Below are 24181 nucleotides of genomic sequence, written 5' to 3'. Positions count from 1 at the left end.
GCACCGATCCAGGAGGCAGCTCATGGAAGCGCACCAGATCCAATTCTCCGTTCACGGCACACCTGCCGCCGCCAGCTCGGCGCGACAGCAGCTCGCGAACGGGATACGGGGCTGGGACGCCTCCCTCGACCAGGACCTGCTGAGCACGGCAGAGCTGGTCGCCGCCGAGTTGCTCGCGAACGCGGTACAGCACGCCGGCCACGGCCCGATCTCGGCCGCCGCCCGCCTGGACGACGAACGTCTGCTGATCGAGGTGACCGATGCCAGCCCCGGAGTCCCACGGGCCGGACTACCGGACACGGACGCAGAAGGCGGACGTGGCCTGTTCCTCGTCGCCGTCCTGGCCGATCGACACGGGATCGATCCGCTGCCGTCCGGCAAACGGTGCTGGGCCGAGTTCAAGGTCGGCGGCCCAGCCCAGCCCTCACGACACGTTCCCTTGCAAAGGAGTTGACGGTTGACAGCCGTACGGATCCCTCCAGTCGCCGCCGAAGTGGTGGCCATCCGACCCGGGAGCCCTCTCACCGGCTCCGTGACGGTCGACGGGTCCAAGAACGCAGCTCTGCCGCTTCTGGCCGCCGCCGCGGCCCTGCACCGCCCGGTGCACCTGGGCAACGTCCCGGCGAACGCCGACGTCGAGACGATGCTCACCCTGCTCCAGCAGGTCGGCTGGCACACGGCCCGCCCCGTCAGCGACCCGCATACTACGGTGATCCTCCCGAGCGACAAGCCCCAAGCCGCGCCGGGCCTCGACATTGCCGCAGGTATCCGGGCCTCGTACTACCTCGTCCCCGCACTGCTGGGCGCGTACGGGCGGGCCCGACTCCCCTGGCCAGGCGGATGCCGGATCGGGGAACGCGGGATGGAGCAGCACTTCAAGGTCTACGAGCGCTTCGGCGACCACGCGACCGTCGACGACCACGGCTACCTCGTGGAAGCAGCCAGCCCGCGGGCCGGAACCGTCTCAATCATGCTGCCCTTCCGCTCCCGAGGCGCGAGCATCGCCGCTCTCCTGCGCGCGGTCGTGGCCGGACGGGCGCTGCGGCTGGGACTGCCCAACCTCTCGCCAGAAGTGCTCAGCGTTGTAGAGGCGTTAAGGGCGGCTGGCTGGCAGTGCCGAGTCAGCGAGTCGCTCCTCGCCCTCACGCCGCCCCTGTCCGCCCCCATGGAGACCATCGCCTGGCGGGTGCCAGGCGACAAGATCGAGGCCGGGACTCTGGCCTGCGCGGTCGCAGCGACAGGCGGCGACGCGCGCATCTGCGGTGTCAGCGGCGACGATGTCGCTCCCTTGATCAGCGCCCTGCGATGGCTCGGCGTTCCCGCCGACACCGAGGACGATGTGCTTACCGTCCGAGCGAGAGACACGCGTCCCACCAGCCGGTCGCTGCGGGCCGTCGCTTCCCTCGCCCCCAGCGGCCTGGACGCGGACTTCGAGCCGTCCCTGATGGCCTTGGCTCTCACCCGTCCCGGCACTCACCTGTTCTCCGACACCATCAACCCCGGCCGCCACGGCAACCTGCTGCCGCAACTGGCCCGCCTCGGCGCCGAGGTCTACGAGCTGTCCCCGACCAAGTGCCGTCTAACCGGGCCTCAGCAGTTGACCGGAGCTGGCGTGGAGGCCACTGACATCCGCACGGGCTCCGCCCTGCTCATCGCCGGCCTGACCGCGCGCGGCGTCACCACCCTGGGCGGGCTCGACCAGCTCCGACGCGGCCACGCCGACCTGCCCACCAAGCTGCCCACCAAGCTGCACGCCCTCGGCGCCGACATCTGCGAGGTCACGCCATGAACCGACAACTACGGCAGATCATCGCCACGACAGACGTCCACTCCGCCTTCGACTCACCCGCACCGTTACTCAGCCATCTCCACGCCGCCAGAGCCGAAAGCGTCTCTGATCAGCTTAGTGATCCCGTGTCAGACATGGTGTCTGGTGTGGGTTGTGCCCATCGCGGAGGGGTGGCGTGGGCATGCAGGTGAAAGCCTGCGCCCAGTGCTGCTCCTCGTGGCCGGTGTCGGCCGGATGGGGGTCTCCCCGGACGAAGTCCGAGGGAGGGTGTGCTGATCGTCGTCACGCCCTGGTGCCGGTGGGCTGCGCGGGGCAGCCGTCTTGGGCCCGTGTGAGCGTGTCCCTCCGGACGCTTGCCCACCGGGCCCGGAGGGCCGGTGGGGGAGGGTGCCCTGCGTCGCCTGGGCGCGGGGCGTGTGGTGTTCCGCCGGGTGGGGCCGGTCTTGGACCGGTCGGCCCGGCGGGTCTCGGCGGTCGGGGTGATGACCGCGTTGGTTTCGAGCGTGTCCACCACCGTGCGGATCACCATCTGCCCGGTGGCCCGGTCGGTGACGGTCCTGGCCTGGTGGGCGAGGCCGCGTGCGGCGATGCGCTGCCAGGCACCGTGGTCGCGGTCGCCCTGCCAGCCGCATCCGGTCCGGTCGGGGCAGATGGCCCATTTCCAGCCCGGTGCGGTGGGGCGGTCGGGTGCTTTGCGATGCCGCAGCGGGGTCAGGCACCTCGGGCAGTGCCGGGAGGTGTTCCGCGGCGGGACGGTGACGACGGCGATCCCGGCCTCGGCGGCCAGATGCCGGATGCGGTCGGCGATCTGCCCGCGCACCGTCTGGGACAGGCGCGTATTCGTGGTGCGGCCCATGCCCTTGGCCTCCATCGACCGCAGGTCTTCCAGGTAGATCACCGTAGCGCGGGCGGCGATGGCCTGGTCGACGGTCCAGCGGGCGGCGGACCAGGCGAGGGCGTCGTTGAGGTTCGACCTGCGGGCGGACACGAAGCGGATCTCGTCTTGCAGCACCTCGTGTCTGCCGGACAGCTCGTGCTGCTCGTCGGCGTCGATGAGCCGCTGGTACTGGTCGGTCTTGGTGTGCAGGTGTTCCGACAGGCGCCTCAGCCGGTGCTGCCTGGCCAGGACTCCGGCGGCCCGGAACTGGGCGCCGTGCCCGAGCGGGGTGATGCGCCCGTCGTCGTGCAGCCGGGCCGCCCCGGCGGACAGCAGGGTGTTCAGGCCCCAGTCCACCCCGAGGGCCACCGTGTGGCCGGTGCGGCTGGTTTTGGGGACGGCGTGGGTGTAGGCCAGGTCGGCGCGTACCTTCCCGCCCGCAAGGCGGAGGGTGGGCAGGTGCAGCACCGCACCGGGCGGGACCGTGGGCGGCAGCGTGATGGGGCAGGCCACCCAGGTCCAGTCGCGGTAGGAGCGCGGGTCGGGCCGGGTGGGCAGCTGCAGCCGCAGCAGCGCGCGCTGCGGGTCGTCCTTGCCGCGTTCGATGGTGGCCTGCTGGCTGTCACACGCCGACAGCAGCAGCATCCTCGCCGCCCGGGGCGCAGCCTCCAACTCGAACACGCCGACCGGCAGACGGCCGTGCTTGCTGGCGAAGGCGGTGATCTGCCGGGTGCGGGAGCGGATCACGCTCGACGGGAGATGCCGGCCGCCGGGGACCGCCTCGCGCACCTGGTCCCACTCCTCAGGTGTGCGCCTGCCCGGATCGCACGGCCACGTCTCAAGGACCGCGGAGGTCAGCTCGGCCCGCCAGTTCGCCGAGCGCAGAGCGCGCCCGGCCTGCTCCTGGGCCATGCGCACGATCCGGTCGTTGACCCTCACACCGTCGGCCGGGGCGGCCGTCCAGCCCAGTCGGCGCAACGCCATCCACGCGTTCGACGGCAGCTTCTGTCCGCCCGCGTCCTCACCCGAGGCCAGTGCGTCCACATCGGTGGCGTTCCAGTGCCCGGCCAGCAGGTCGGCTGCCATGCCGGACACCAGATCGGCGGCCCAGCCGACCCGCTGTGTGAGCACAGCGGCCGACAGGACCTCGCCGGTCTTCTCCACCACGCCCGTACGCAGCAGTCCACGGGCGCAGGCGGTCCGGGCCGTCTGGCCCTCGCCGAGCGGCAGCTTCCGGCTCACCGGTACCCCCCTCTCCCGCCCGTGGTGCTGTCATCCGATCAACGACACTCCCGCGAAAAGGTCACGCATTCGATCCGCACACTCAGATGCGATACCGAGACCGGTACCGGATACATGGCACGACACCGACGGACGACGCATCGCTACGGATGCCAAAGGAAACACGTGAGCCTCGACCGACTCGCCACGGAGCGGACCTGGCAGCCCCTGGGCATGCACACCACCCGATTCGGGCCACTGCCCTCCGAGTTCGCCGCGCGGTGCGCGCCGACCGAACTCGACCAGGACACCGACACCCGTCTCAAAGGCATTGCCCACGATTTCTCCGCGCGGCTTCTGGGCGGGGTGTGCGGAATCGCCGGTGTCTTCACCGTCCTCGACGACCTCGCCGCCTTCTTGCGCTACATGCTGAGCGACGCTGCTACGCCTGAGCCGACCGGATTCGGCCCAGCCTGGACGACTGAATCGCTGACAGTCCAGACCGGCGCACTGGAGCCCGCACGCGGCCTGTTCTGGCACCCCGCTCCCGGCACGAGTCCCGCCCACGACGTCTGGGTCCACTACGGCTTCACCGGAACCGGCATGTGGATCTCACCCCACCAGGGACGCTGGGCCGTACTACTGACCAACAAGCTCTACTACAGCCTCGACCGCCAGCCCCTCACTGAAGTCCGGAACGCCTTCCGCGCCTTGGCGTTTCACTGACGCCCATGGACATCTGGGAACAAGAAGCACTGGGCCGCGGACACCCTCGTACGGCAGCTCCTGCACTGAGACACCGGCTGCGGCGGGCCGGGGACGCGGGTTCGTGGTTCATCGGCCGCCGTTGAGGGCCCGTTGGCCGCGCTCGGCGTGGAGCGCTTCCATGAACACCGGCGTCGGCCGATGCGCACGCGGGAGAGGCGGCGCCGCACGGCGACGGCGCGCGGGCCGTCAGCCGCGGCCTTGGTGAACGGGGTGCCGAGCGGCGGACTCTGCGCCTCCCGGAGCGTCGCACCGGAACTCGCGGCCTCTCGGTCGACGGGCCGACGGGCCGACGGGCCGACGGGCCGACGGCCTCAGCGTGCCCGGCCCGCCCGTGTCCACCCGCACGGCCAAGGCCGCGCCGACGCTCACCTCGGGTCGCCGATGGACTGCGCCCGGCCTGTCACCCGTACCCGGGGATCCGCCGGGTCGACGCCCACGAGCAGGTCGCTCGGGCGGCCCATGTCCTCGCCCTGCCGGAGGGCGAGGGTCAGCGGCTGCCGTACCAGGCCGAGGGTGCGCAGGTAACCGCCGAGGGCTGCCGCGGCCGCGCCGGTCGCCGGGTCTTCCACGACGCCGCCGACCGGGAACGGGTCGCGGGCGTGGAACCGGTCGGGGGACTCGCGCCAGATCAGTTGCAGGGTGGTCCAGCCGTGGCGTCGCATCACGTCGGCGAGGGCGTCGAAGTCGTACGCGAGATCCGCGAGCCGGGCCCGGGTGGCGGCGGCCAGGACGAGGTGCTCCGCGCCGCCGAAGGCGACATGCGGTGGCAGTTCGGGATCCAGGTCACCGCTTTCCCAGCCCAGGGCGGCGAGCGCGGCGTCCAGTTCCTCCGGTGTGGCCGGCCGGGAGCGGGTGGGCACGCTGGTGAGCGTGGCCCGCACCGTGCCGTCGGCGTCGGCGGTCGTCGACACCGGGATCTCCCCCGCCGGTGTGTCGAAGACGAACTCGCCCGGTCCGATCCGCTCGGCGAGCGCGACCGCCGTCGCGACGGTGGCGTGCCCGCAGAACGGGACCTCGGCGAGGGGGCTGAAGTAGCGCAACCGGAAGCGCCGCCGGGCGTCGTCCCGGGCCGTGACGAACGCCGTCTCGGAGTACCCCACGTCGGCGGCGACGGCCAGCATCGCCGCCTCGTCGAGGGCCGAGGCGTCCATGACGATGCCGGCCGGGTTGCCGCCCTCGGCGTGGGGGGCTGCGGGGGTGAAGGCGGAGTAGCGCAGGACGTCCAGGCTGGTTTCGAGGCTCATGGGTCTTACGCTCCCACGCCCCAGCCATGCGGGGAAATGATGATTCATGAAGATCGCGATCGAGGTTCGCGATCGTTCCGTTAGGGTCGGGCGGGTGGACATCCGCCTCCTGCACACCTTCGCCGCCCTCGCCCGCACCGGGAACTTCACCGCCACCGCCGCCGAACTGCATCTCGCCCAGTCCACCGTCACCGTCCACGTCCGGACGCTGGAGAGGGAGCTGGGGGCGCGGCTCTTCGACCGGCTGCCGCGCGGTGCGGTGCTCACCGACACCGGGCGGCGCCTGCTCGCGGACGCCGAGGCCGTGCTGGACGCGGAGGCTCGGCTGCGGGCCACGGCCGCCGCGAGCGGCGGCGGGCGGGTCACCGGCCGGGTGGTCGTCGGTGCGGGCGAGACGCTGTGCTCGGCGCGGCTGCCCGGGGTGGTCGCCGCGCTGCGCCGCACCCATCCCGATGTGGAGATCCACCTCCACCCCACGGGCACCGCGGACGCCGTCGAGGGGCTGCGCTCCGGTCGGCTGGACCTCGCGCTGCTGCTGGAGGAGCGGGCCGAGTACGCCGACCTCGCCGCGCGACTCCTGGCCGCCGAGCCCCTGGTCCTCGTCGCCGCCCACGGCCACCCGCTGACCGAGGGGGACCGCGTCCGGGCGGGTTCCCCGAGCGGCTCCGCCGTCGGCTGGAGGGAGCTCGCCGGGGAGCACTTCTTCCTGCACGAACAGGGCTGCTCCTACAGCGACCGCCTCGCCCGTGACCTGCTCGCGGTGCCCGAAGCACGGCCTCGGCTGACCCGGTTCGGCAGCATCGAGGCCGCCCGCTCCTGTGTGGCGGCCGGGCTGGGCCTGACCCTGCTGCCGCGCGTCACCGTCGAGGACGCGCTGCGCGAAGGCCGCCTGGCGGAGGTGGCGGGACCCCGCTTCCCGGACGTCCCGGTGCAGCTCGTACGGCTGCGCAGACGCTGGCAGTCACCGGCCGTGCGCGCCGTCGTCGACGAACTCGGCCGCCACTTCCCCACCGCCTGACGGCACGCCCGGCTGACAGCACGCCCGCGTGACGGCGCACATGACGGCCCGCACAGGCGACTCCGTCGCGGGACGGCACTCAAGAGCCGATAGTGAGCAGATCGCGCTGCTCCTCGGGAAGTTCGACCTTGTCCGCGTAGAGGAGTGCCCCGGCGGGCTCGAAGGCGAGGACCACCTCACCGGTGAGGCCGCCGTGGCCGCTCAGGACCTGGACGACCTGGTTGCCCAGGCGGACGTCGTACTCGTAACGGGAACCGACGTAGGAACTGGTGATGACCTCGGTGTTCAGACGGTTGCCGGCGGACGCCTCCGCGGTCGGCGGGGCGACCTGGAGTCGCTCGGGCCGGATGGCGACGGTGACGGACTCGTTGGCCGCGAGGCGCTGGTCGCTCTCGACCTCCACCACGTCGTCGCAGCAGTCGAGGAGGATCCGGTACCGGTCGACGTCCTGGCCGATCACCCGGCCGGTGAAGAAGTTGCAGCGGCCCACGAAGGCGGCCACGGCCGGGGCGGCGGGCCGTTCGTAGATCTCGTGCGGTGTGCCGATCTGGATCATGTTGCCGCCCTCCATGACGGCGATCCGGTCGCTCAGGGCGAGGGCCTCCTCCTGGTCGTGGGTGACGTAGACGGTGGTGATGCCCAGCTCCTCCTGGAGGCGCTTGAGCCAGGCGCGGGCCTGCTCGCGGAGCTTGGCGTCGAGGTTGGACAGCGGCTCGTCGAGGAGGAGGACCGTCGGGGAGTAGACCAACGCGCGGGCGAGGGCGACGCGTTGCTGCTGGCCGCCGGAGAGCTGGTGGGGGTAGCGACCGCTCAGTTCGGCGAGGCCGACCTTGTCGAGCGCGTCGTGGATGAGGGTCTTCTGTCTGTCCTTGGGGACCTTGCGGATGTTGAGGGGCAGGGCGAGGTTCTTCGCGATGGTCATGTGCGGCCACAGCGCGTAGGACTGGAACACCATGCCGAGGTTGCGCTCCTCGGGCGGCAGGAACACGCCGGACCCGGTGTCGACGAAGGGGGTCCCGCCGACGGTGATGGAGCCCTCGGTGGGCTGTTCCAGGCCGGCGATGCAGTTGAGCGTGGTGGACTTGCCGCAGCCGCTGGCTCCCAGGAGGGTGAAGAACTCGCCGTCGTGGATGGTGAAGGTGACGTCGCGCAGGACGGAGTTGTCCCCGAACCTCTTGGCCAGGTTCTTCACGGTGACCTCAGGCATGGTGCTTTCCCTTCATGAGCAGGCCTGCGAGTGCGACGAAGGCCGCGGTGATGGCGATCTGGAGGGTTGCCAGAGCGGCGACGGATCCGGCCCGGCCCTGCGTCCAGAGGCTGAGCATGGTGGTGCCCAGGATGTTGTTGTCCGCGGAGCTGAGGAACACCGCCGGTGAGTACTCCTTGAGCATGATCACGAAGGTGAGCACCAGGGCCCCCGCGAACGCCGGGGTGATCAGTGCCCGCAGGACGCGGAAGAACGTCATCAGCCAGTCGGCGCCGGACACCCGGGCGGCGTTGTCCAGTTCGCCGCCGATCTGCATGACAGCCGGGGCGATGGAGCCGAAGGCGCTGGGCAGGGCGCGCATGCCGAAGGCGATGATGATGGCGAAGATCGTGCCCTGGAGTCCCGCGCCGATGCCGAACGGAGCGAGGGCGAAGGCCCAGAAGAAGCCGATGCCGATGATGATGCCGGGCAGCGACTGCGGGATCAGCGCGAGGTACTCCACGGCCCGGCCGAAGCGGAAGGTGGAGCGGCGGGCCACCATCACCGCGAACACCGCGAGGACACTGACCAGGACCGAACCGACGCCGGCGACGATGAGGCTGTTCCAGAGGGACTGGACGTAGTTGTCGGAGTCGAACACGATCTCGTAGTTCTTCGTGGTGACCGTCTTCAGCGGCGACTGGAGCGGGGTGAACACCAGCGTGAAGGAGCGGAAGACCAGGCCGAGGATCGGGATCAGGGCGCCGACGATCACGTAGAACCAGATGCACGCGATGCTCACCCACTTCAGCCAGCCCAGGTCGAGCTTGCGCGGGCGGGTCACCTTTCCGCGTACGGAGACGAAGCGGGCGGCGTCCTTGAGGAGCTTGGCCTGTACCGCGACCAGGCTCAGCGTGACCAGCAGGATGATCGTGGAGGCGGCGCCCAGCATCGTGTAGTCGGGGTCCACCGACTGAAGTCCGTTGTGGTAGAGGAACGTCGAGAACACGTCGATGTTCACCGGCTGGCCGTACAGCAGCGGCACGCTCAGGGTCTCCAGCGAGATGGAGAACACCAGCATCGCGCTGTAGACGATGGGCGGCCGCAGCAGCGGGACGACCACCTGCCCCAGGATCCGCAGCGGTCCGGCACCGCAGACCTGGGCCGCCGACTCCAGGGACGCGTCGGACTGCCGCAGCGCGTTGGCGCAGAACACGTAGGCGATCGGGGCGAGTGCCACGGCCTCCGTGAGCGCCATCCCGGGAATCGAGTACAGGTTCCACGGCACGCTGCCGAAGACCTGCTGGACCTTGACGCTGACGAACCCGGCCGGGCCGTACATGATGATCCAGCCGAAGCCCAGGATCAGCGAGGAGATGAAGAACGGCCACTGCATCGCCAGCGCGACCAGCCGGCCGCCCGGCAGCTTCGTACGGACCACCACGATCGCCATCGGTACGGCGATGGCGAGGCTCAGCAGGGTGGTCAGCGAGGCGAACAGCAGCGTGTTGAGCGCGACCTCGCCGAAGCCGGCCTCGGTGAAGAGTTCGGCGTAGCCGCTGAGGGTGAAGGCTCCCCCGGCTTCGTAGAGGGGGCGGTTCCGGACGCTCTGGTAGAGGGTCGGGACGAGCGGAGCCAGAACCAGGAGGGCGAGGAACGCGAGGACCGCGTACTGGACGGCCTTGTCCCGGCCGATGCCCAGGGGGCGGCGGTAGCGCGGCGGTGTGAACTCTTGTACGTGCTCGTCGGCCGGTGTGCTGGGTGGTTTGGTGAGGGTTGACATCTGCTCTGGCTCCGATCGTCCCGTCAGGCGTGCCTACTGCTTGAGGAGTCCGTTGAAGCGGTCGAGCCAGGCATCGGCGTCGTCCTCGGAGACGGCGGTGTAGTCGACCGGGATGATGTTCTCCTCGCCGACGGCGTCGACGACCTCCTGGTAGGTGTGCAGGCCCTCGCCCTGGACGCCCTCGCGGTAGGAGGCCAGGCCCCCTTCGGCGACGGCGCGCTGGCCCTCGTCCGACAGGGCGAAGTCGAGGAACAGCTTCGACATCGCCGGGTGCGGCGCGTCGGCGGCGATGCCGATGCCGCGGTCCAGGACGACGGTGCCGTCCTCGGGGAAGACGATCTCCACCAGCCCCGCGCTGTCCTCGACGACCGGGTACGCGGGTGAGGCGCTGATCAGGAAGCCGGCCAGGTACTCCCCGGCGACGATCTTCTCCAGCTGCGTCCCGGAGGAGGTCTCCGGACGGGTCAGCGGGAGCATCGTCTCCAGCGCGTCCCATGCCCCGGGGTTGCCCTCGGTGAGGGCGCGGGTGATCGTGAAGCCGAACGATCCCTCCGGGTCACGGACCGTCACCTTGTTCTTGAACTTGCCCTCGTCGGCGCTGAGGATCTCGGCCAGGTCGGCGATGCCCTTCGGCGCCGTTTCCATCAGGGCGGTGTTGTACGCGATCGTCATCGGGTCCCGCGACATCGAGTAGACGCTGGGCAGCAGCTCCGCGCCTTCGCCGAGTTCGGAGAGTTCCGGGGAGTCGTACTCCAGCACCGTGCCCTCGCGCCCGGAGTAGTTGGCCCACGCGCTCGCCGCGCTGGAGATCATCACGTCCGCGGGTGACGATCCGGCCGCGTTCTCCGAGAGGACCTTCTGGAACAGCTCATCGCTGTCGAGTTCGTTGATCGAGACGGTGTCCACCCAGTCGTACTTCTTCTTGAAGTCCCGGACGATGGGCGCCATGTTCTCGTCGCCGAGGTTGGAGTAGACGGTCAGCTTGCCGCCCTCCTTCTTGGCCTCCTCGATCAGGTCCTGGTAGTCCGCCGGGTAGTACTCGGGCACCTCACCCGCGGCGATCTCGTTCTCCGCCACCACGGACTCGTCGCCGCTCCCGCAGGCGGCCAGCGCCCCGAGCGCGAGGGCCAGGACGACGGCGGTCGCGGAGCGGCGGCGGGCGGGCCGAAGAAACGCGGACGCCGTCTGGCTGGATCTGAACATGGTTCTCCTCCTCGTGCGTGCCCGCTGGCACCTGTTGCCGGGAGGTTAGAGACCCAGGTCAGCGCGGTAAATGCGTCAGCCACAAGAGGTCGTAGTGGTCGTTTTGGTCGTAGTGGTCGTGACGCCCGTCACGCTTCCGTGCGGCGGAATCCAGCAGGTGGCGCCGCCTGTTCACGCCAGCCCGAGGTCCCCCAGCACCGACTCGACCTGGTCGGTCTGCTGCCGGATGAAGTCGCCGAAGTCGTCGCCGGTCAGGAAGGTGTCGTGCCAGCCGTTGCGGGTCAGGGCGGCCTGCCACTGCGGGGCGTCGTGCATCCGGGTGTAGGCGTCGACGAGGGCTCGGCGGTCGGTGTCGGTGATGCCCGGCGGGGCGACCACGCCGCGCCAGTTGGTGATCTCGACGTCGATGCCCGCTTCGCGCAGGGTCGGGGCGTCCACGCCGTCGATCCGTTCCGGGCCGGTGACCGCCAGCACGCGCAGTCGGCCCGCCTCGACCTGGTCGATGTGCTCACCGATGCCGGACACGCCGAAGGCGACCTTGTCGCCGAGTACCGACGCGAGCAGTTCGCCGCCGCCGTCGAAGGGAACGTAGTCGACCTTCTTCGGGTCCAGGCCGACGGCGCGGGCCATGAGCATCGGCGCGAGGTGGTCGGGGCCGCCGGGGAAGGAGCCGCCGCCGACCGGGAAGTCGTCCGGGTCGGCCTTCCAGTCGTCGATCAGCTGCTCGATGTCGGTGTACTCGGAGTCGCTGGGGACCACGATGATGTCGGGTTCCTCCAGCAGCAGGGCGATCGGCGTCGTGTCGGCCAGGGTGACCCGCGAGGAGTTGGCGTAGACGCTGCCGACCACGCCCAGGCCCATCTGCATGGCGAGCCTGCCATTGCCCTCCTCGACGGCCAGCCGGCCGAGGCCGACCGTGCCGCCGGCGCCCGGGAGGTTGAACACCTCGGCTGTGCGCACGGCACCCACTTCCCGCAGGGCGTTCGCCGAGGTCCGCGCCGTGATGTCGTACCCGCCACCGGGGTTGTTCGGCACCATGATCCGCAGCCCGGTCAGCGCACCGTCCGAGCCGCCCGCGCCCGCGGCGTTCCAGGTGCCCAGGCCCAGGGCCGCGGCCAGCGCGACCACCGTGGCGAGCAGCTTCGGCCGGAGCGCGAAGCGGCCCCGGTGCTCCCGTACCGAAGTCGTCACTGTGACCCCTGTCTCACGACGTTGAACGTACGGAATCTTGCGGCACCGCACCTCGCCCTGTCTCTATTGCGTCAACAGAGATTCGGGAGAGACCCGAGCGAGACTCGGGCGACGGGGCCGGGAGGTGGTGGGACGTGGGCGGAAAAGGCTCGCTGGCGCGTCGGCTCCTGGTGCTTCAGCTGCTGATCGTGCTGGTCCTGCTGGTCGCCGTCGCCGCGATCGGCATGGCACAGGCCGACCGGACGATCCGTACCTCGGAGTCCCGCCGGATGCTGGGCATCGCGGAGGACGTGGCGGCCGACCCGAGCCTGCGCGAGCTGCTCGCCGACCCGGAGCAGCATCTCAACCTGGCCCCGTTCGCCACCAGGGCGCAGGTGCTCTCCGGGGCGAGCGCGGTGACCATCGCCCTGCCCGACGGTACGGTACTCACCTCGCAGGACCCGGACCGGATCGGCAGACCGATGCGGCTCGGCGGGTCCACTCTGACCGAGGGCGCCTGGGTCGGGGACATCGGCGGCTCGATCGTCGCCCGTGTCCCGGTGATCTCGGCGCAGACCCAGCGCATCAGCGGGTACGTCGCCGCCGAGCAGGTCCCGCCCGACGTCCGGGAGATCCTCACCAGCGCGTTCCCCGAGCTGCTGGTCCTGCTCGGCATCGCCAGCGGGCTCGGTGTCGCGGGCTCGCTGTCGCTGGCGTGGTGGATGAAACGGCAGACCCTCGGACTCGAACCCGCCGAGATCACCGGACTCGTCGAGCACCGGGAAGCCATGCTGCACGGCATCCGCGAGGGCGTCGTCGGCCTCGACCAGCAGCACCGGATCACCCTGGTCAACGACCAGGCCAAGACTCTGCTGGCTCTGCCCGAGAACCCCGGGGACCCCGAGGACGTGCTTGTCGGCCGCCCCGTGCACGACCTCGGCCTCAACGAACGTCTGGTCGACGTGCTCACCGGCACGGCCACCGGAAGCGACCAGATCGGCCTGCGCCGCGGCAAGGTGCTGGTCCTGAACCGGATGCCGATCACTCGCGACGACCGGACGCTCGGCGCCGTCGTCACCCTGCGCGACCACACCGAGCTGGTGCGGCTGCGGGACCAGCTCGACGCCAACCGGAACACCACCGACACGCTGCGCGCGCAGGCACACGAGTTCAGCAACCGGCTGCACACCATCGCCGGGCTGATCGAGCTCGGCGAGTACGAAGAGGTCCACCGCTATGTCAGCAAGGTGTCCGCCAGCCGCGGCCAGTGGCAGGCCGAGGTGACCGCGAAGATCGCCGACGCCGCGGTGTCCGCGCTGCTCATCTCCAAGTCCAGCCTCGCGGCGGAACACGGGGTGGGCCTGCGGCTGTCCGAGTCGTGCGCCCTCGGCCCCGTAGGCGACGCCCTCGCCGCCGACCTGGTGACGGTGCTCGGCAACCTGGTGGACAACGCGCTGGACGCGCTGCGCGGGCACGCCACGGACGGGGCGGGCTGGATCGAGGTCGACCTGGGGCAGGAGGACGAGGCGGTGCGTGTCGTGGTGCGTGACTCGGGTCCGGGGATCGCCCCCGAGATCGCCGAGGAGGTGTTCCGGCACGGCTTCACCACCAAGGCCGCGGAACAGGGCGGGCGGCGCGGTCTGGGCCTCGCCATCACCCGGCAGACCTGTGTACGCCGTGGCGGCACGGTCGGGGTGCACAACGCGGACGGCGCCGTGTTCACCGCGACGCTGCCGATCAGACCGGAGGTACGGGTGTGATCAGGGTGCTCGTCGTCGACGACGACTTCATGGTCGCCAGGGTGCACAGCGGGTACGTGGCGAAGACCCCGGGGTTCGAGGTGGCCGGGGTGGCGCACACCGGGGCCGACGCCCTGCGCATGGTCACCGAGCTGCGGCCCGACCTGGTCCTGCTGGACATCTATCTGCCCGACATCGACGGGCTGACCGTGCTCCGGCGCATCCGGACCGCCGGCGCCGTACAGACCGACGTGATCGTGATCAGCGCCGCCAACGACGTGGACACCATCCGCGGTGCCATGCACGGCGGCGTCCTGCACTATCTGATCAAGCCGTTCACCTACAGCGCGCTCTACGACCAGTTGCAGCACTTCGCCTCCCTGCACGCCAGGCTCGGCGCCCTCCGGGAGGCCGCGCAGGCGGACGTCGACCAGGTCTTCGGCAGCCGCCCCCGGGGCGACGCCCCACTCCCGAAGGGCCTGACCCCGCAGACCGCCGAACTGGTCGCCCGGGTGCTGCGGTCGGCGGACCCCGACATGTCGGCAACCGACTGCGCGACGGCCGCCGCACTGTCCCGGGTCAGCGCGCGCCGGTACCTGGAACACCTCGCCGAGACCGGCCGGGCCGAGGTACGCCTCCGCTACGGCGGAACCGGCCGCCCCGAACGCCGGTATCGCTGGATCGAGGAGTGAGAGCCTGTGTCATATCCCCGGTCGGATCAGCGCACGTCGTCATGGGGGTGCCCCCGCGCGAGCCGAGCGAAGCCGGTTCGAGCCGGGGGGGGGAGGAGCTACCAGGGCCTTTCGGTAACGCGGCTGGGGTCCCCCACGCCCTTAAGGCAGTGGGGGAGTGCGTGCCAGGCGGCGGGCGCCCGGCCGGGGATATGACACAGGCTCTGAGGACAGGGTTCAGCGGAAAGCCGACAAGGCGGACGGCGAAGGGCGCGTGCCAGAAGCGGTTGCCGAGCGCCCCGCCGTTCCCTGAGGCTCCGACGGCCCCGGGGTCGGTGCCTCAGTCCCGGCGGGCCACGATCCGGTAGGCGTTGGACAGGCCCAGGCTGTGGGACAGTGGCCGGATCGCGAAACGGTCCAGGAGGGTTGCCAGGATCAGGGCCGGGGCGGCGGCGAGGAACATCGTGCCGCGCAGGGTGCGTTGGAGGCGGGTCGGGGGCTTCGGCAGCCAGGGGAGGTCGTCGCGTGGGGCCGCGGCGTCGAGGGTGAGCCAGGTGGCGGCGAGGAGGTCGACGGGGTCGTGGGGTTCGGCGTGTTGTTCCATGAGCACGGTGAAGCCCAGGTCCGCCAGGCGGCGCCGTAGGTTCCCGACCGGGATGAAGTGCAGGTGCTGCGGCTGGAGCCAGGGGAGCCACCAGCGGCCCAGGAGGCGGGCGTAGCGGCTGTCCGGGTCGGGGACCTCGATGAGGAGGTGGCCGCCGGGGCGGATCGCCTCGTGCGCGGCCCGGAGTTCACGGTCGGGGTCGGTGCTGTGCTCCAGGTAGTGGAACATGCTCACGATGTCGTAGCGGGCGGCCAGTTCCGGGGCCAGGTCGGGGAAGCTGCCGCGGTAGCCGCGCTCCACCCGGCCCGCCCGCTCGGCGAGTTCGGCGCCGTCGGTGAAGTCCAGGCCGTCGAAGGCCGTACCGGGCAGAACCGTGCGCGCCGCCTCGCAGAAGTGGCCGTGGCCGGTGCCGACGTCCAGCCAGTTCTTGGGGGTGGGGGCGAACGGGAGGACGGATTCGGCGCGTTGGCGGTACATCGCCGTACGCCCCTCGAAGGTCCTGCCGAGCTGCTTCTCCCCCAGCCCGTCGTAGAAGTCCCGGTAGTAGAACTCCAGCCCCTCCCCGCTCAGTCGCGGATTCTGGAAGGTGTGCCGGCACTCCTCGCAGCGGTCGAGCACGAACGTGCCCGGCTTGTGCTGAAGCAGGTCCGTGGTGCGCAGGCGGGTGGCGAGGCGGGGTGAGTCGCACCAGGGGCAGGTGGTGCGACGGGGTTCGAAGAAGCGGGCCGGGCCGTCGGCCAGGTCTGCTTGGTAGCCGGGGCGCAGGGCGGCCACTTGGTCGGCCCTGGTGGGGGCGGGTGCGGGGGCGCCGGATTCGGGCTCGTGTTCGTCGCTCACGGGGACTCCTCTGGGGTCGCGCCGACAACCGGGTGTACGGGGCGAGCCGCCGCACCGGGGGCGATCCGCGTCACCGACGCGCCACGGACGGCACGGGCGGCATGGGCGGCATGGGCCGCGGCGATCCTCGCGACCGCCGCTGAGGCGCCGGGGCCCGGCACTGGACGCTCTGGTTCGGGCACGTCGTTCACTGGGGCTCCTCGGGGGGCGTCGCGCCGGCGGCCAGGTGTTCGAGGTGGGTCGCGGCGGTGGAGGCGCCGCCCGCGGAGCGGAACGTCGTGCGGATACGGCCGGCCGCGGCGCGGTACGACGGCTCGTGGAGTACGGCGTCGAGCGCCGCGCCCAGCTTCGGTGCCGTGACCCGCCCGAACCGGACCCGGAGGCCCGCTCCCGCGGCGGCCACCTGCCCGGCCACGACGGGCTGGTCGTCACGGATGGGGGCCACGACGAGGGGGACGCCGTGCCAGAGGGACTCACAGACGGTGTTGTGCCCGGCGTGGCAGACGACCGCGTCGGCCCGTTCGAGGAGGGGGAGTTGGGGGACGGACGGAAGGATCAGTACGTCCTTGTCCTGGCCACCGTCGCCGCCCAACACGCCCGCCGGGTCGACGATCACCCCCTGTACACGGTCCGCGCGGGAGCGGACCGCGCTCAGGCACTCGCCGAGGAAGCGGGCGCCGACGTCCGTGTTGGCCGTGCCGAGGGTCACCAGGACCGTGACGCGGGCGGGGTCGAGCCAGTCCCAGGGGAAGGGGGAGGATGCGGGTCGGGACGCGATCGACGGGCCCACGTAGGCGATCCGCTCGCCCCGCCTGGCCTCGGGGCCGATGAACTCCGGGGTGCTGAAGGCGAGTACGAGGTGAGGAGAGAAACGGGGATCGGCGGTGCCGGACGGGTCGCCGACGCGGGCCCGCAGGCCGTGGAGGAGGCCGTCCACCCAGGCCGCGACCTTGGGCATGCCCGCCAGTACGTCGGTGAACTCGGCCGAGGTGGTCGCCGAGGTCGCCCACGGCACACCGAGCCGCTCCGCCACCAGCCCGCCGGCGAGGGCCTGTTGATCGGCGACGACGGCATCGGGGCCGAACTCCTCGACCGCCGCGCGTACTCCGGGGGCCATCTCCTCGGCGAGGGGCGCCAGGAAGTGCTCCCAGAGGAACTTCAGCGCCTCCGGACCCCGTACGTCCGGCGGCCGTTCCCCATGGCCACCCTCCCCCGGCACGGGACCCGCGCACGGAAACACCACCGCCTCCTGGCCCGCCAGCCGCCGCACGAGCCCGGGATCGGCGCACACCCACGCGACTCGGTGTCCACGCCCGGCCAGTTCGGCCGCCACTCCCACCGCCGGGTTGATGTGACCGACGAGCGGCGGTACGACGAACAGGAACCCGCTCACCGGACCTCTGCCCCGACCGGCTGTACGCCCTTGGCTCCATGGATGCTTCCGTGGATCAGGGACAGGATGTGCCCGCCGACCGTCCCCGACGCCTCGACGAGTACGGAGTGCTCGTGCCCCGGCAGCACCACCGTCCGGCAGTCGGGGAGCAACGCCTCCAGCCACGGGGCGAGTTCGGCGAGGTCCGAGTCACCGCCGTAGACACCGAGGACGGGACAGCGTACGGAGCTGATCTGGTCCTCCGTCAGGAACCGGCTGGCCGCGATGTCCCGGGCGATGCTGGTCTCACGCGCGAGGCGGGCGGCGCCCTTGGCCAGGCGGGCGGTGTTGTGGCTGCGGTTGGCGGTGATCCAGGCGAGCGCGTCGTCCTCGTTGTGGGCGAGTTCGTGCAGCACTCGCCCCAGGATGCCGCCCAGTTTCACGGCCCAGGTCTGCGTCGCCGGCTCGGACTCGATGAGCGAGACGCTGGCCGCGCGGTCCGGGTGGCGGGCGGCGTAGCCGAAGGCGACGGTGCCGCCGTAGGAGTTGCCGACCAGGTGGACCGGGCCGGTCACGTCCAGCCGGTCGAGCAGGGCCTCCAGGTCGTCGATGCAGTGGTCGAGGGTGTAGCCGCTCTCCGGACGCCCGCTGCGGCCGTGGCCCCGCTGGTCGTACATGATCACGTCGACGCCGGACGCGGCGAACGCCGGTGCCACGGTGAAGTAGTAGCTGGCCAGGCTGTCGGTGAGCAGCCCGTGCAGGAGTACCGCGGTGGCCGTGGCCGGGCGGCCGTCCCTGGGGCCGATTCTCTGTACGTGCAACCGGATGTCGCCGGTGTCGACGATCGCCATGGCTCAGCCCGCCTCGGCAGCCTTGAGGCTGCTGACCTTGAGGCTGCTGACGACGTACTCGACGAGCCGCCCGACGGTCAGCTCGATGATCTCGTCGAACTCCATCCCCGCCATGAACTCGGCGAAGTTGACCCGCCTGCCGTACCGCTCCTCCAACTGCCCCGCGAGCGTGACCAGGTCGATGCTCTCCAGTTCGAGATCGCGGTTGAACGTGGTCGCCATGCCGATCTCGATGTCGTCGAGGCCGTACTCGTCCTCGACGATCGTCGCGAGCATGCCCGCGATGTCGGCGAGGACCGATGCCTCGTCGGCGGGGAGGGGATCGCGCGTCGGCTGAGTGGAATTCATCGGCCGTGCTCCTCTTCGTCCGTAAGTCCCGTAAGTTCCGTAAGTTCCGTAAGTCCCGTGAGTCGCGTGCGTCCTGTGAGTCCCGTCGGTTCCTCCGGCTCCATCGGGCCTGTCGTCCAGGCCACGACGTACTCCCTGTCCGGCAGTGCGGGGGGATTGCGGGTCGGCTCGCAGTGCACGGTGTACGCGCGTTCCAGGCGTCCGGAGACGATCAGCCGGTCCCCGGCGTCCGCGGCCTCCACGACGGCGAAGTCGCGCGGGCGCCCGCCGAATCCGGTGCCCTCCGCCTTGGCGACGGCCTCCTTGGCGGCCCAGAAGCGGGTGAACCACAGCGCCTCCGGCTCACCGGTGGCGGCGGACCGGGCGCGCAGGAGCCGGAGTTCGGCCTCACCGAGAGCGGTGGCGAGGGTCCCCGGGTCGCGTTCGGTGACCTCTTCGATGTCGATGCCGGGGCCCGGGCCGGGCGTGTGAGGTCGTACGATCGCGACGCCGGCCTCCGCGCGGTGGGCGAGCGAGACGTCCAGCGGGAGCAGGGCGCGGCCGTGCTGGCCGGTGACGTACGGGCGGCCCGCGTCGTCGTTGCGGACGCGGATCTCGGCAGGGAAGAGCGGCCCCTCCCCGTGGTCCCAGAGCCACTGCCGTACGGCGTCCTTGACCGCGATCCGGCCGAGCAGCCACTGCCTGCGGCCGCGCGGGGCGTGGTCCGCGTACTCCGAACGCTCCGCTCCGCTCAGCGAGTTGCGCATGATCAGCTCACGGGAGGCGAGGTCGGGCCACCGCTCGTGGAGCAGGGACCAGCCGCCGGACCGGGACTGGGAGAGGGTGTTGCGCTCGGGGAAGCGTTCGACGGGTCTGGTCTGGGGGTCGTTGTCGAAGCGGCGGTCCTGCCAGCCGGTGAGGTCCGCCCAGACCCGGCCATCGACGGTGAGTTGTACGTCGGCTTCGAGGACCGTGTCGGTGAGGGAGGTGATCCGCACCAGGCATCCCACCTCCGTGCCGGGGCGCGGGTGGGGGCCGTAGAACCTCATCTCCCGCATCTGGACGGGGAACACGACCGTCCGCTCGGTGCGCGTCGCCATGATCCAGTAGCCGAGGATCTGGCCCACGTTGTCGAGCAGGGCACCGGGGGCCGGGGGCGTGGTGATCACCCCTCGTACGTGCGCCTCGCCGATCCCGGTGAGCTCGGTGACCCCCTGGAACGCCGGGCCGTGGAACATCCAGCGCTCGGCGTAGAGCTGGGCGGCGGTGTGCTCGGGGGTGCGTTCGGAGGTGGCGTCGTCGGTGCGGCGGGGGGTCGCCGGGGGTGGGGCGGGGTACGCGGCGGCGAGTTCCACGACGGCCCGTGCCCGGGGGCCGAAGGAGACGGCCACGCGGTTCGGGGCGTCCGGCAGCGGGGTGACGGTCACCGGCACGTCGACCGGTGGCGTCGCCGTCAGCCACTGGTCGAACCGGGCACCGTGCACGGCGACGGGGCGCAGGCCGGGGGCCGCCTGCTCGGCCGCGTCCATGATGTGCTGCACGATCGTCGTCGCCGGGACCACCGGCCAGCGGTCGGCCACGTCGGGCCAGCCGGGGCGTTGCGGGAAGAAGCAGTGGTCCAGGAGGTACGGCATGGTGTCCGGGGAGACGTGGACGGTGGTGTGGCGTTCGGCTCGGGGGGACGGTGGGGCGCCGGCCGGGGTGTTGGGCGTTCCGGTGGGTGGTTGTGGGGGGTGGGAGCGGCCCGGTGGGGACGGGGGTACGGCGGCGCCCGCGGGAAGAGTCGGGGCCGAGGCCGGGGCCAGGGTGACTGCGGATGGCAGCGCCGAGGCCGGGTGACGGCTACCGGCTGCGATGAGTGCGGCCGCCGTGTCGGCGGTGTCCCGCAGGAGCGCGCTCAGCTCGGCGGCGGCGGGGAAACGGTCGGCAAGGGCATCCAGTGGGGAAGGGCCGCCGACTGCTGCCTTGAAGGCGTCCGGCGGGGATGGGTTTCCGGCAGCCGCCGCGGGGGCGGCGGGGTCCTGGGGCGGGGTGCCGACGGGGGAGACCGGGCCACGGGGCGGCGTGCCCACAGGGGCGGCAGCAGCCCGGGGAGGGATACCCGCAGCAGCGACAGCACCCCGGGAGGGAATTCCCGCCGGGGCGGCAGCACCCTGGGCCGGAGTGCCCGCAGGGGCGTAAGCCCGGTGCGACGGAGTGGTCCCACTCGGAGCAGGGCCACCGGCCCGGGCGGAACCACCAGCCAAGGTGGGGCCAGCGGCCAAACCGGGGCCACCGGCCAGGGCTGAGCCAGCGGCCAGGGCTGAGCCGACGGCCAAAGCTGGACCACCGGCCGGGGCTGGACCAGCTGAGCCAGCGGCCAGGGCTGAGCCGACGGCCAAAGCTGGACCACCGGCCGGGGCTGGACCACCAGTCGAAGCCGCGCCACCCGCCTGTACGCCCCCGCCGCCCGCCTCGGCTGCACCACTCGTCGCCCGGACCGCACCGGAGACGCGAGCCGTGGCGGACGTCCGCCCGGTCGGCGGCCCGGCGTGCAGCTCGGACCGCAGCTCGGCGAGGACCTGGTCGTCGAGGGAGACAAGCGCCCCGCCCAGGTCGAGCCGAACCGGGGGACGGTCCGCCCTGGCGGGACGGCTGGTCCGGGCGGGAGTGGCCGAGGGGACGGGGGCGGTGGCCCCGAGCCCGCCGGTCCCGGAGCCACCGGCGAAGCTGACCGAACCCGCGGAGCCGACCGAACTCGAACCCGAACCCACGCCCGAACGCGAACCCAAACCCGCACCCGCACCCGCACCCGCACCCGCACCCAACGGCACGGGCACCGGCACCGGCACCGCCAGCCCCGGAGCCACCCCCACCCCCGCCACCCACAACGCCGCGCCCACCCGCCGAAGCTGGGCGAGCCCCGACCGGTGGGGCGAGTTGGCGGCGACGACCAGGTGGTCGTGGGGGCCGAGGGTGTCGCTGATGAGGGAGGCGAGTTGGCCGGGGCCGGCCTGGACGAAGACGCGGTGGCCCGCCTCGTACATGGCGGCCACCAGTTGCCGGAAGCGGACCGGTTCCAGCAGGTGCCGGACGAACAGCTCGCGTACCGCCGTCTCGCCCTCGGGGAACGGCGCGGCGGTCGTGCCGGACCACACGGGCACTGTCGGCGGGTGCAGCCGGAAGCGGTGCGCGGCGGCTTTGATGGGCGCGAGGTAGGGCTCCAGCATCGGCGTGTGAAAGCCGGACCGGAAGGGCAGCACCTGGCTCAGTACGCCCTGGGCGCGGAAGGAGCGGACGAAGTCCTCCACCGCCGCGTCCGGCCCGCACACCATCGACTGGTTGGGCGCGTTGTCGTGGGAGAGCACGATCCCGGCCCGTGCCCAGCCGCCGTCGGCGAGCGCGGCCAGCACCCGGTCGGCGGGCGCGCCGAGGGCCGCGAAGGCCAGCCCCGGAACGGTCACCGAGTCGGGGTCGAAGTCCGCCATGAACGCGCTGACCTCGTCCCCGGAGTACAGCCCGGCCGCCGTCATCGCCGTCCACTCGCCCACGCTGTGCCCGGCCACGGCGTCCGGCACGACCCCCATACGGCGCAGCGCACCGTCGAGGAGCCGCCCGACACCGACGGCCTCGAACCCGTGCCGGCCCACGTCCGAGACACGGGCCGCCCCCTCACCAGCCCTCAGCAGACCGGGCAGCCCGAAGTACGCGGCGATGTCGTCGACTTGAGGGGCGAAGTCACCCTCCAGACCGGGGAAGACGAAGGCGAGCTTCCCGCCCCCGCCGCCCAGCAGCGGCCCCGGCCTGAACCACACGTCACTGCGCCCGTGCCACGCCCGCCCCTTGCCCACGGCCCGCCGCGCCAGGGCGAGCCGCCTGGCCGTCGGATCGACGATCCCGAGCCGGACCCGGCCCGCCTCCGGGTGCGTACGGTCCGGGTCGAGCCCGGAGGCGAGGACGGCCGGGTCGTCGGCGTCCAGCAGGGCGCCGAGGGCCTCGGGGCTGTCGGCGGCGAGCAGAAGCACGCGCTCCGGTTCGGCGACGGTGGCAGCGGACGTCACGCGGGACGGGACAGACGATGGAACAGATGTCGCGTCCTTCGATCTCCGCGCCCCCGGCGCCTCCTCCAGCACCACATGCGCGTTGATCCCCCCGAACCCGAACGCGTTGACAGCCGCCCGACGCACCGGCTGCTCCGCCGTCGTCTCCCAGGGCACCGCCCGGTCCACCGTACGGAAACGGGTCGCCGCGAGCCCGGGGTGCGGGTCGTCGCAGTGCAGGGTCGGCAGGAGCATCCCGTGATGGACGGCGAGCGCGGCCTTGACCAGACCGGCCACCCCGGCGGCGGGCATGGTGTGCCCGATCATCGACTTCACGGAACCGATCACGGCCCGATCGCCGGAGGCATGCCGCCCGAACACCTCGGCCAGCGTGGTGAGTTCGGCCGCGTCCCCCGCCGGGGTCGCGGTGCCGTGCGCCTCCAGCAGGCCGACGGACCCCGGCCGGGCGGGGTCGAGCCCGGCGGCCCGCCACGCCTGGCGTACGGCGTGGGTCTGGCCGCCGGGGTCGGGGTTGACGAGTCCGGCCGTACGGCCGTCGCTCGCCACGCCCGTGCCCCGGATGACGGCGTAGACACGATCCCCGTCGCGTTCGGCGTCGGCCAGCCGCTTCAGGACCACCACACCCGTGCCCTCACCGATGAGGATGCCGTCGGCACCCCGGTGGAAGGGGCGGATGCGCTGGCTCGGGGAGAGCGCGCGGAGCTGCGAGAACACGCTCCACAGCGTGATGTCGTGGCAGTGGTGCACACCCCCGGCGAGCATCACGTCGCACCGGCCGGCCGTCAGTTCACCCACCGCCTGATCGACCGCGACCAGCGACGACGCACAGGCCGCGTCGACGGTGTAGGCCGGGCCGCGCAGATCGAGGCGGTTCGCGACCCGGGAGGCGGCGAGGTTGGGCACCAGCCCGATGGCGGACTCGGGGCTGTCGGGCCCGAGCCGCTCGGTGAACGCCTCGCGCACCCGGTCGAGTTGGCCGGACGTCAGGTCCGGCAGCAACTCCCCCAGTGTGCGGACGAGTTGGCCCGCCGTACGCACCCGCTGGTCGAGCCGGACCAGGCCGGGGGTGAGGTAACCGCCCCGGCCGAGTACGACACCGACGCGCCGCCGGTCGGGCAGCCGGTCGTCCCCGCCCGCGTCGGCGAGAGCCGCGGCAGCCACGTTGAGCGCGATGAGCTGGTCGGGCTCGGTGCCGGGCACGGACTTGGGCATGATCCCGAACCGGGTGACCTCCACCTCGGCCAGCCCGTCCACGAACCCGCCGCGCCGGCAGTACACCTGGTGCGCGAGGGCCGGACCGGCGGCGGAACCCGGCCGGTAGTAGTCCGTGTCCCACCGCCCCTCGGGTACGTCGCTGATCGCGTCGACGCCGTCGAGCAGGTTCCGCCAGTACGCGTCCAGGCCGGCGGCGCCGGGCAGCAGCACGGCCATCCCCACGATGGCGACGGGCGTTTGACGGCCAATCAGGACGTCCGTCATGT

16 protein-coding genes and 1 pseudogene are annotated in these 24181 nt (G+C 71.9%); 6 read left to right on the top strand and 11 right to left on the bottom strand.

What is annotated here, in order from left to right; translation table 11 throughout:
• The first annotated feature begins 22 nt into the window (after positions 1-22).
• Together ACWD3C_RS26110 and ACWD3C_RS26105 are read left to right on the top strand one after the other, a co-directional pair.
• Complete coding sequence (locus tag ACWD3C_RS26110; RefSeq protein WP_451147893.1) at positions 23-454, top strand: ATP-binding protein; 432 nt, start codon at positions 23-25, stop codon at positions 452-454.
• Positions 455-493: 39 nt separating this feature from the next.
• Positions 494-1789: a UDP-N-acetylglucosamine 1-carboxyvinyltransferase gene (locus ACWD3C_RS26105; RefSeq protein WP_451147945.1), complete on the top strand. Its 1296-nt coding sequence runs from the start codon at positions 494-496 to the stop codon at positions 1787-1789.
• A gap of 109 nt (positions 1790-1898) precedes the next feature.
• Here ACWD3C_RS26105 and ACWD3C_RS26100 read toward each other — a convergent pair whose 3' ends face one another.
• Positions 1899-3908: a zinc ribbon domain-containing protein gene (locus tag ACWD3C_RS26100; protein WP_451147891.1), complete on the bottom strand. Its 2010-nt coding sequence runs from the start codon at positions 3906-3908 to the stop codon at positions 1899-1901.
• Positions 3909-4076: 168 nt separating this feature from the next.
• Here ACWD3C_RS26100 and ACWD3C_RS26095 point away from each other — a divergent pair.
• A pseudogene (locus ACWD3C_RS26095) lies at positions 4077-4613 on the top strand (serine hydrolase); the annotation flags it as partial.
• A 407-nt stretch (positions 4614-5020) separates the two neighbouring features.
• On the opposite strand, the gene ACWD3C_RS26090 reads toward ACWD3C_RS26095, so the two are convergent.
• Positions 5021-5899 (bottom strand): PhzF family phenazine biosynthesis isomerase, encoded by an 879-nt coding sequence (locus ACWD3C_RS26090; protein ID WP_451147889.1) that lies wholly within the window; start codon positions 5897-5899, stop codon positions 5021-5023.
• 94 nt (positions 5900-5993) lie between these two features.
• On the opposite strand from ACWD3C_RS26090, the gene ACWD3C_RS26085 reads away from it, so the two are divergent.
• Positions 5994-6917 carry a LysR family transcriptional regulator gene (locus tag ACWD3C_RS26085; RefSeq protein WP_451147887.1) on the top strand — a complete coding sequence of 308 codons (924 nt, stop codon included), beginning with the start codon at positions 5994-5996 and terminating at the stop codon, positions 6915-6917.
• 79 nt (positions 6918-6996) lie between these two features.
• Here the strand turns inward: ACWD3C_RS26085 and ACWD3C_RS26080 are convergent, their stop codons facing one another.
• The 4 genes from ACWD3C_RS26080 to ACWD3C_RS26065 form a co-directional block, all read right to left on the bottom strand.
• On the bottom strand, positions 6997-8124 hold the full coding sequence (locus ACWD3C_RS26080; protein ID WP_451147885.1) for an ABC transporter ATP-binding protein: 1128 nt from the start codon (positions 8122-8124) through the stop codon (positions 6997-6999).
• Entirely contained in the window at positions 8117-9886 is a 1770-nt protein-coding gene (locus ACWD3C_RS26075) for an ABC transporter permease (protein ID WP_451147883.1), read from the bottom strand. The genes ACWD3C_RS26080 and ACWD3C_RS26075 overlap by 8 nt, the downstream gene beginning before the upstream one ends.
• Positions 9887-9919: 33 nt before the next feature.
• Complete coding sequence (locus tag ACWD3C_RS26070; protein ID WP_451147881.1) at positions 9920-11089, bottom strand: ABC transporter substrate-binding protein; 1170 nt, start codon at positions 11087-11089, stop codon at positions 9920-9922.
• A 171-nt stretch (positions 11090-11260) separates the two neighbouring features.
• Positions 11261-12229 (bottom strand): Bug family tripartite tricarboxylate transporter substrate binding protein, encoded by a 969-nt coding sequence (locus ACWD3C_RS26065; protein WP_451147943.1) that lies wholly within the window; start codon positions 12227-12229, stop codon positions 11261-11263.
• Between the two features lie 185 nt (positions 12230-12414).
• Here ACWD3C_RS26065 and ACWD3C_RS26060 point away from each other — a divergent pair, with 185 nt between their 5' ends.
• Together ACWD3C_RS26060 and ACWD3C_RS26055 are read left to right on the top strand one after the other, a co-directional pair.
• The gene (locus ACWD3C_RS26060) at positions 12415-14019 is read left to right on the top strand and encodes an ATP-binding protein (RefSeq protein WP_451147879.1); all 1605 of its coding nucleotides are present in this window, start codon (positions 12415-12417) and stop codon (positions 14017-14019) included.
• The gene (locus tag ACWD3C_RS26055; protein ID WP_451147877.1) at positions 14016-14690 is read left to right on the top strand and encodes a response regulator; all 675 of its coding nucleotides are present in this window, start codon (positions 14016-14018) and stop codon (positions 14688-14690) included. Before ACWD3C_RS26060 ends, ACWD3C_RS26055 begins: the two co-directional genes overlap by 4 nt.
• A gap of 319 nt (positions 14691-15009) precedes the next feature.
• Here the strand turns inward: ACWD3C_RS26055 and ACWD3C_RS26050 are convergent, their stop codons facing one another.
• The 5 genes from ACWD3C_RS26050 to ACWD3C_RS26030 form a co-directional block, all read right to left on the bottom strand.
• Entirely contained in the window at positions 15010-16047 is a 1038-nt protein-coding gene (locus ACWD3C_RS26050; protein ID WP_451147941.1) for a class I SAM-dependent methyltransferase, read from the bottom strand.
• A gap of 250 nt (positions 16048-16297) precedes the next feature.
• Positions 16298-17503 carry a glycosyltransferase gene (locus ACWD3C_RS26045; protein ID WP_451147875.1) on the bottom strand — a complete coding sequence of 402 codons (1206 nt, stop codon included), beginning with the start codon at positions 17501-17503 and terminating at the stop codon, positions 16298-16300.
• Complete coding sequence (locus ACWD3C_RS26040; protein ID WP_451147873.1) at positions 17500-18333, bottom strand: alpha/beta fold hydrolase; 834 nt, start codon at positions 18331-18333, stop codon at positions 17500-17502. Before ACWD3C_RS26040 ends, ACWD3C_RS26045 begins: the two co-directional genes overlap by 4 nt.
• A 3-nt stretch (positions 18334-18336) precedes the next feature.
• The gene (locus tag ACWD3C_RS26035; protein ID WP_451147871.1) at positions 18337-18681 is read right to left on the bottom strand and encodes an acyl carrier protein; all 345 of its coding nucleotides are present in this window, start codon (positions 18679-18681) and stop codon (positions 18337-18339) included.
• On the bottom strand, positions 18678-24179 hold the full coding sequence (locus ACWD3C_RS26030; RefSeq protein WP_451147869.1) for a beta-ketoacyl synthase N-terminal-like domain-containing protein: 5502 nt from the start codon (positions 24177-24179) through the stop codon (positions 18678-18680). The genes ACWD3C_RS26035 and ACWD3C_RS26030 overlap by 4 nt, the downstream gene beginning before the upstream one ends.
• Positions 24180-24181: the final 2 nt, after the last annotated feature.

It is taken from the genome of Streptomyces sp. NPDC002845, from assembly GCF_053591955.1.
Note: the sequence above shows the minus strand (reverse complement) of the source record. Positions and strands in the feature narration are given on the sequence as shown.

Excerpts from the sequence above, each read along its gene's own strand:
- ACWD3C_RS26110 (WP_451147893.1), top strand. The coding sequence starts at position 23 with ATGGAAGCGCACCAGATCCAATTCTCCGTTCACGGCACACCTGCCGCC.
- ACWD3C_RS26090 (WP_451147889.1), bottom strand. The coding sequence starts at position 5,899 with ATGAGCCTCGAAACCAGCCTGGACGTCCTGCGCTACTCCGCCTTCACC.
- ACWD3C_RS26080 (WP_451147885.1), bottom strand. The coding sequence starts at position 8,124 with ATGCCTGAGGTCACCGTGAAGAACCTGGCCAAGAGGTTCGGGGACAAC.
- ACWD3C_RS26075 (WP_451147883.1), bottom strand. The coding sequence starts at position 9,886 with ATGTCAACCCTCACCAAACCACCCAGCACACCGGCCGACGAGCACGTA.
- ACWD3C_RS26070 (WP_451147881.1), bottom strand. The coding sequence starts at position 11,089 with ATGTTCAGATCCAGCCAGACGGCGTCCGCGTTTCTTCGGCCCGCCCGC.
- ACWD3C_RS26040 (WP_451147873.1), bottom strand. The coding sequence starts at position 18,333 with ATGGCGATCGTCGACACCGGCGACATCCGGTTGCACGTACAGAGAATC.
- ACWD3C_RS26035 (WP_451147871.1), bottom strand. The coding sequence starts at position 18,681 with ATGAATTCCACTCAGCCGACGCGCGATCCCCTCCCCGCCGACGAGGCA.
- ACWD3C_RS26030 (WP_451147869.1), bottom strand. The coding sequence starts at position 24,179 with ATGACGGACGTCCTGATTGGCCGTCAAACGCCCGTCGCCATCGTGGGG.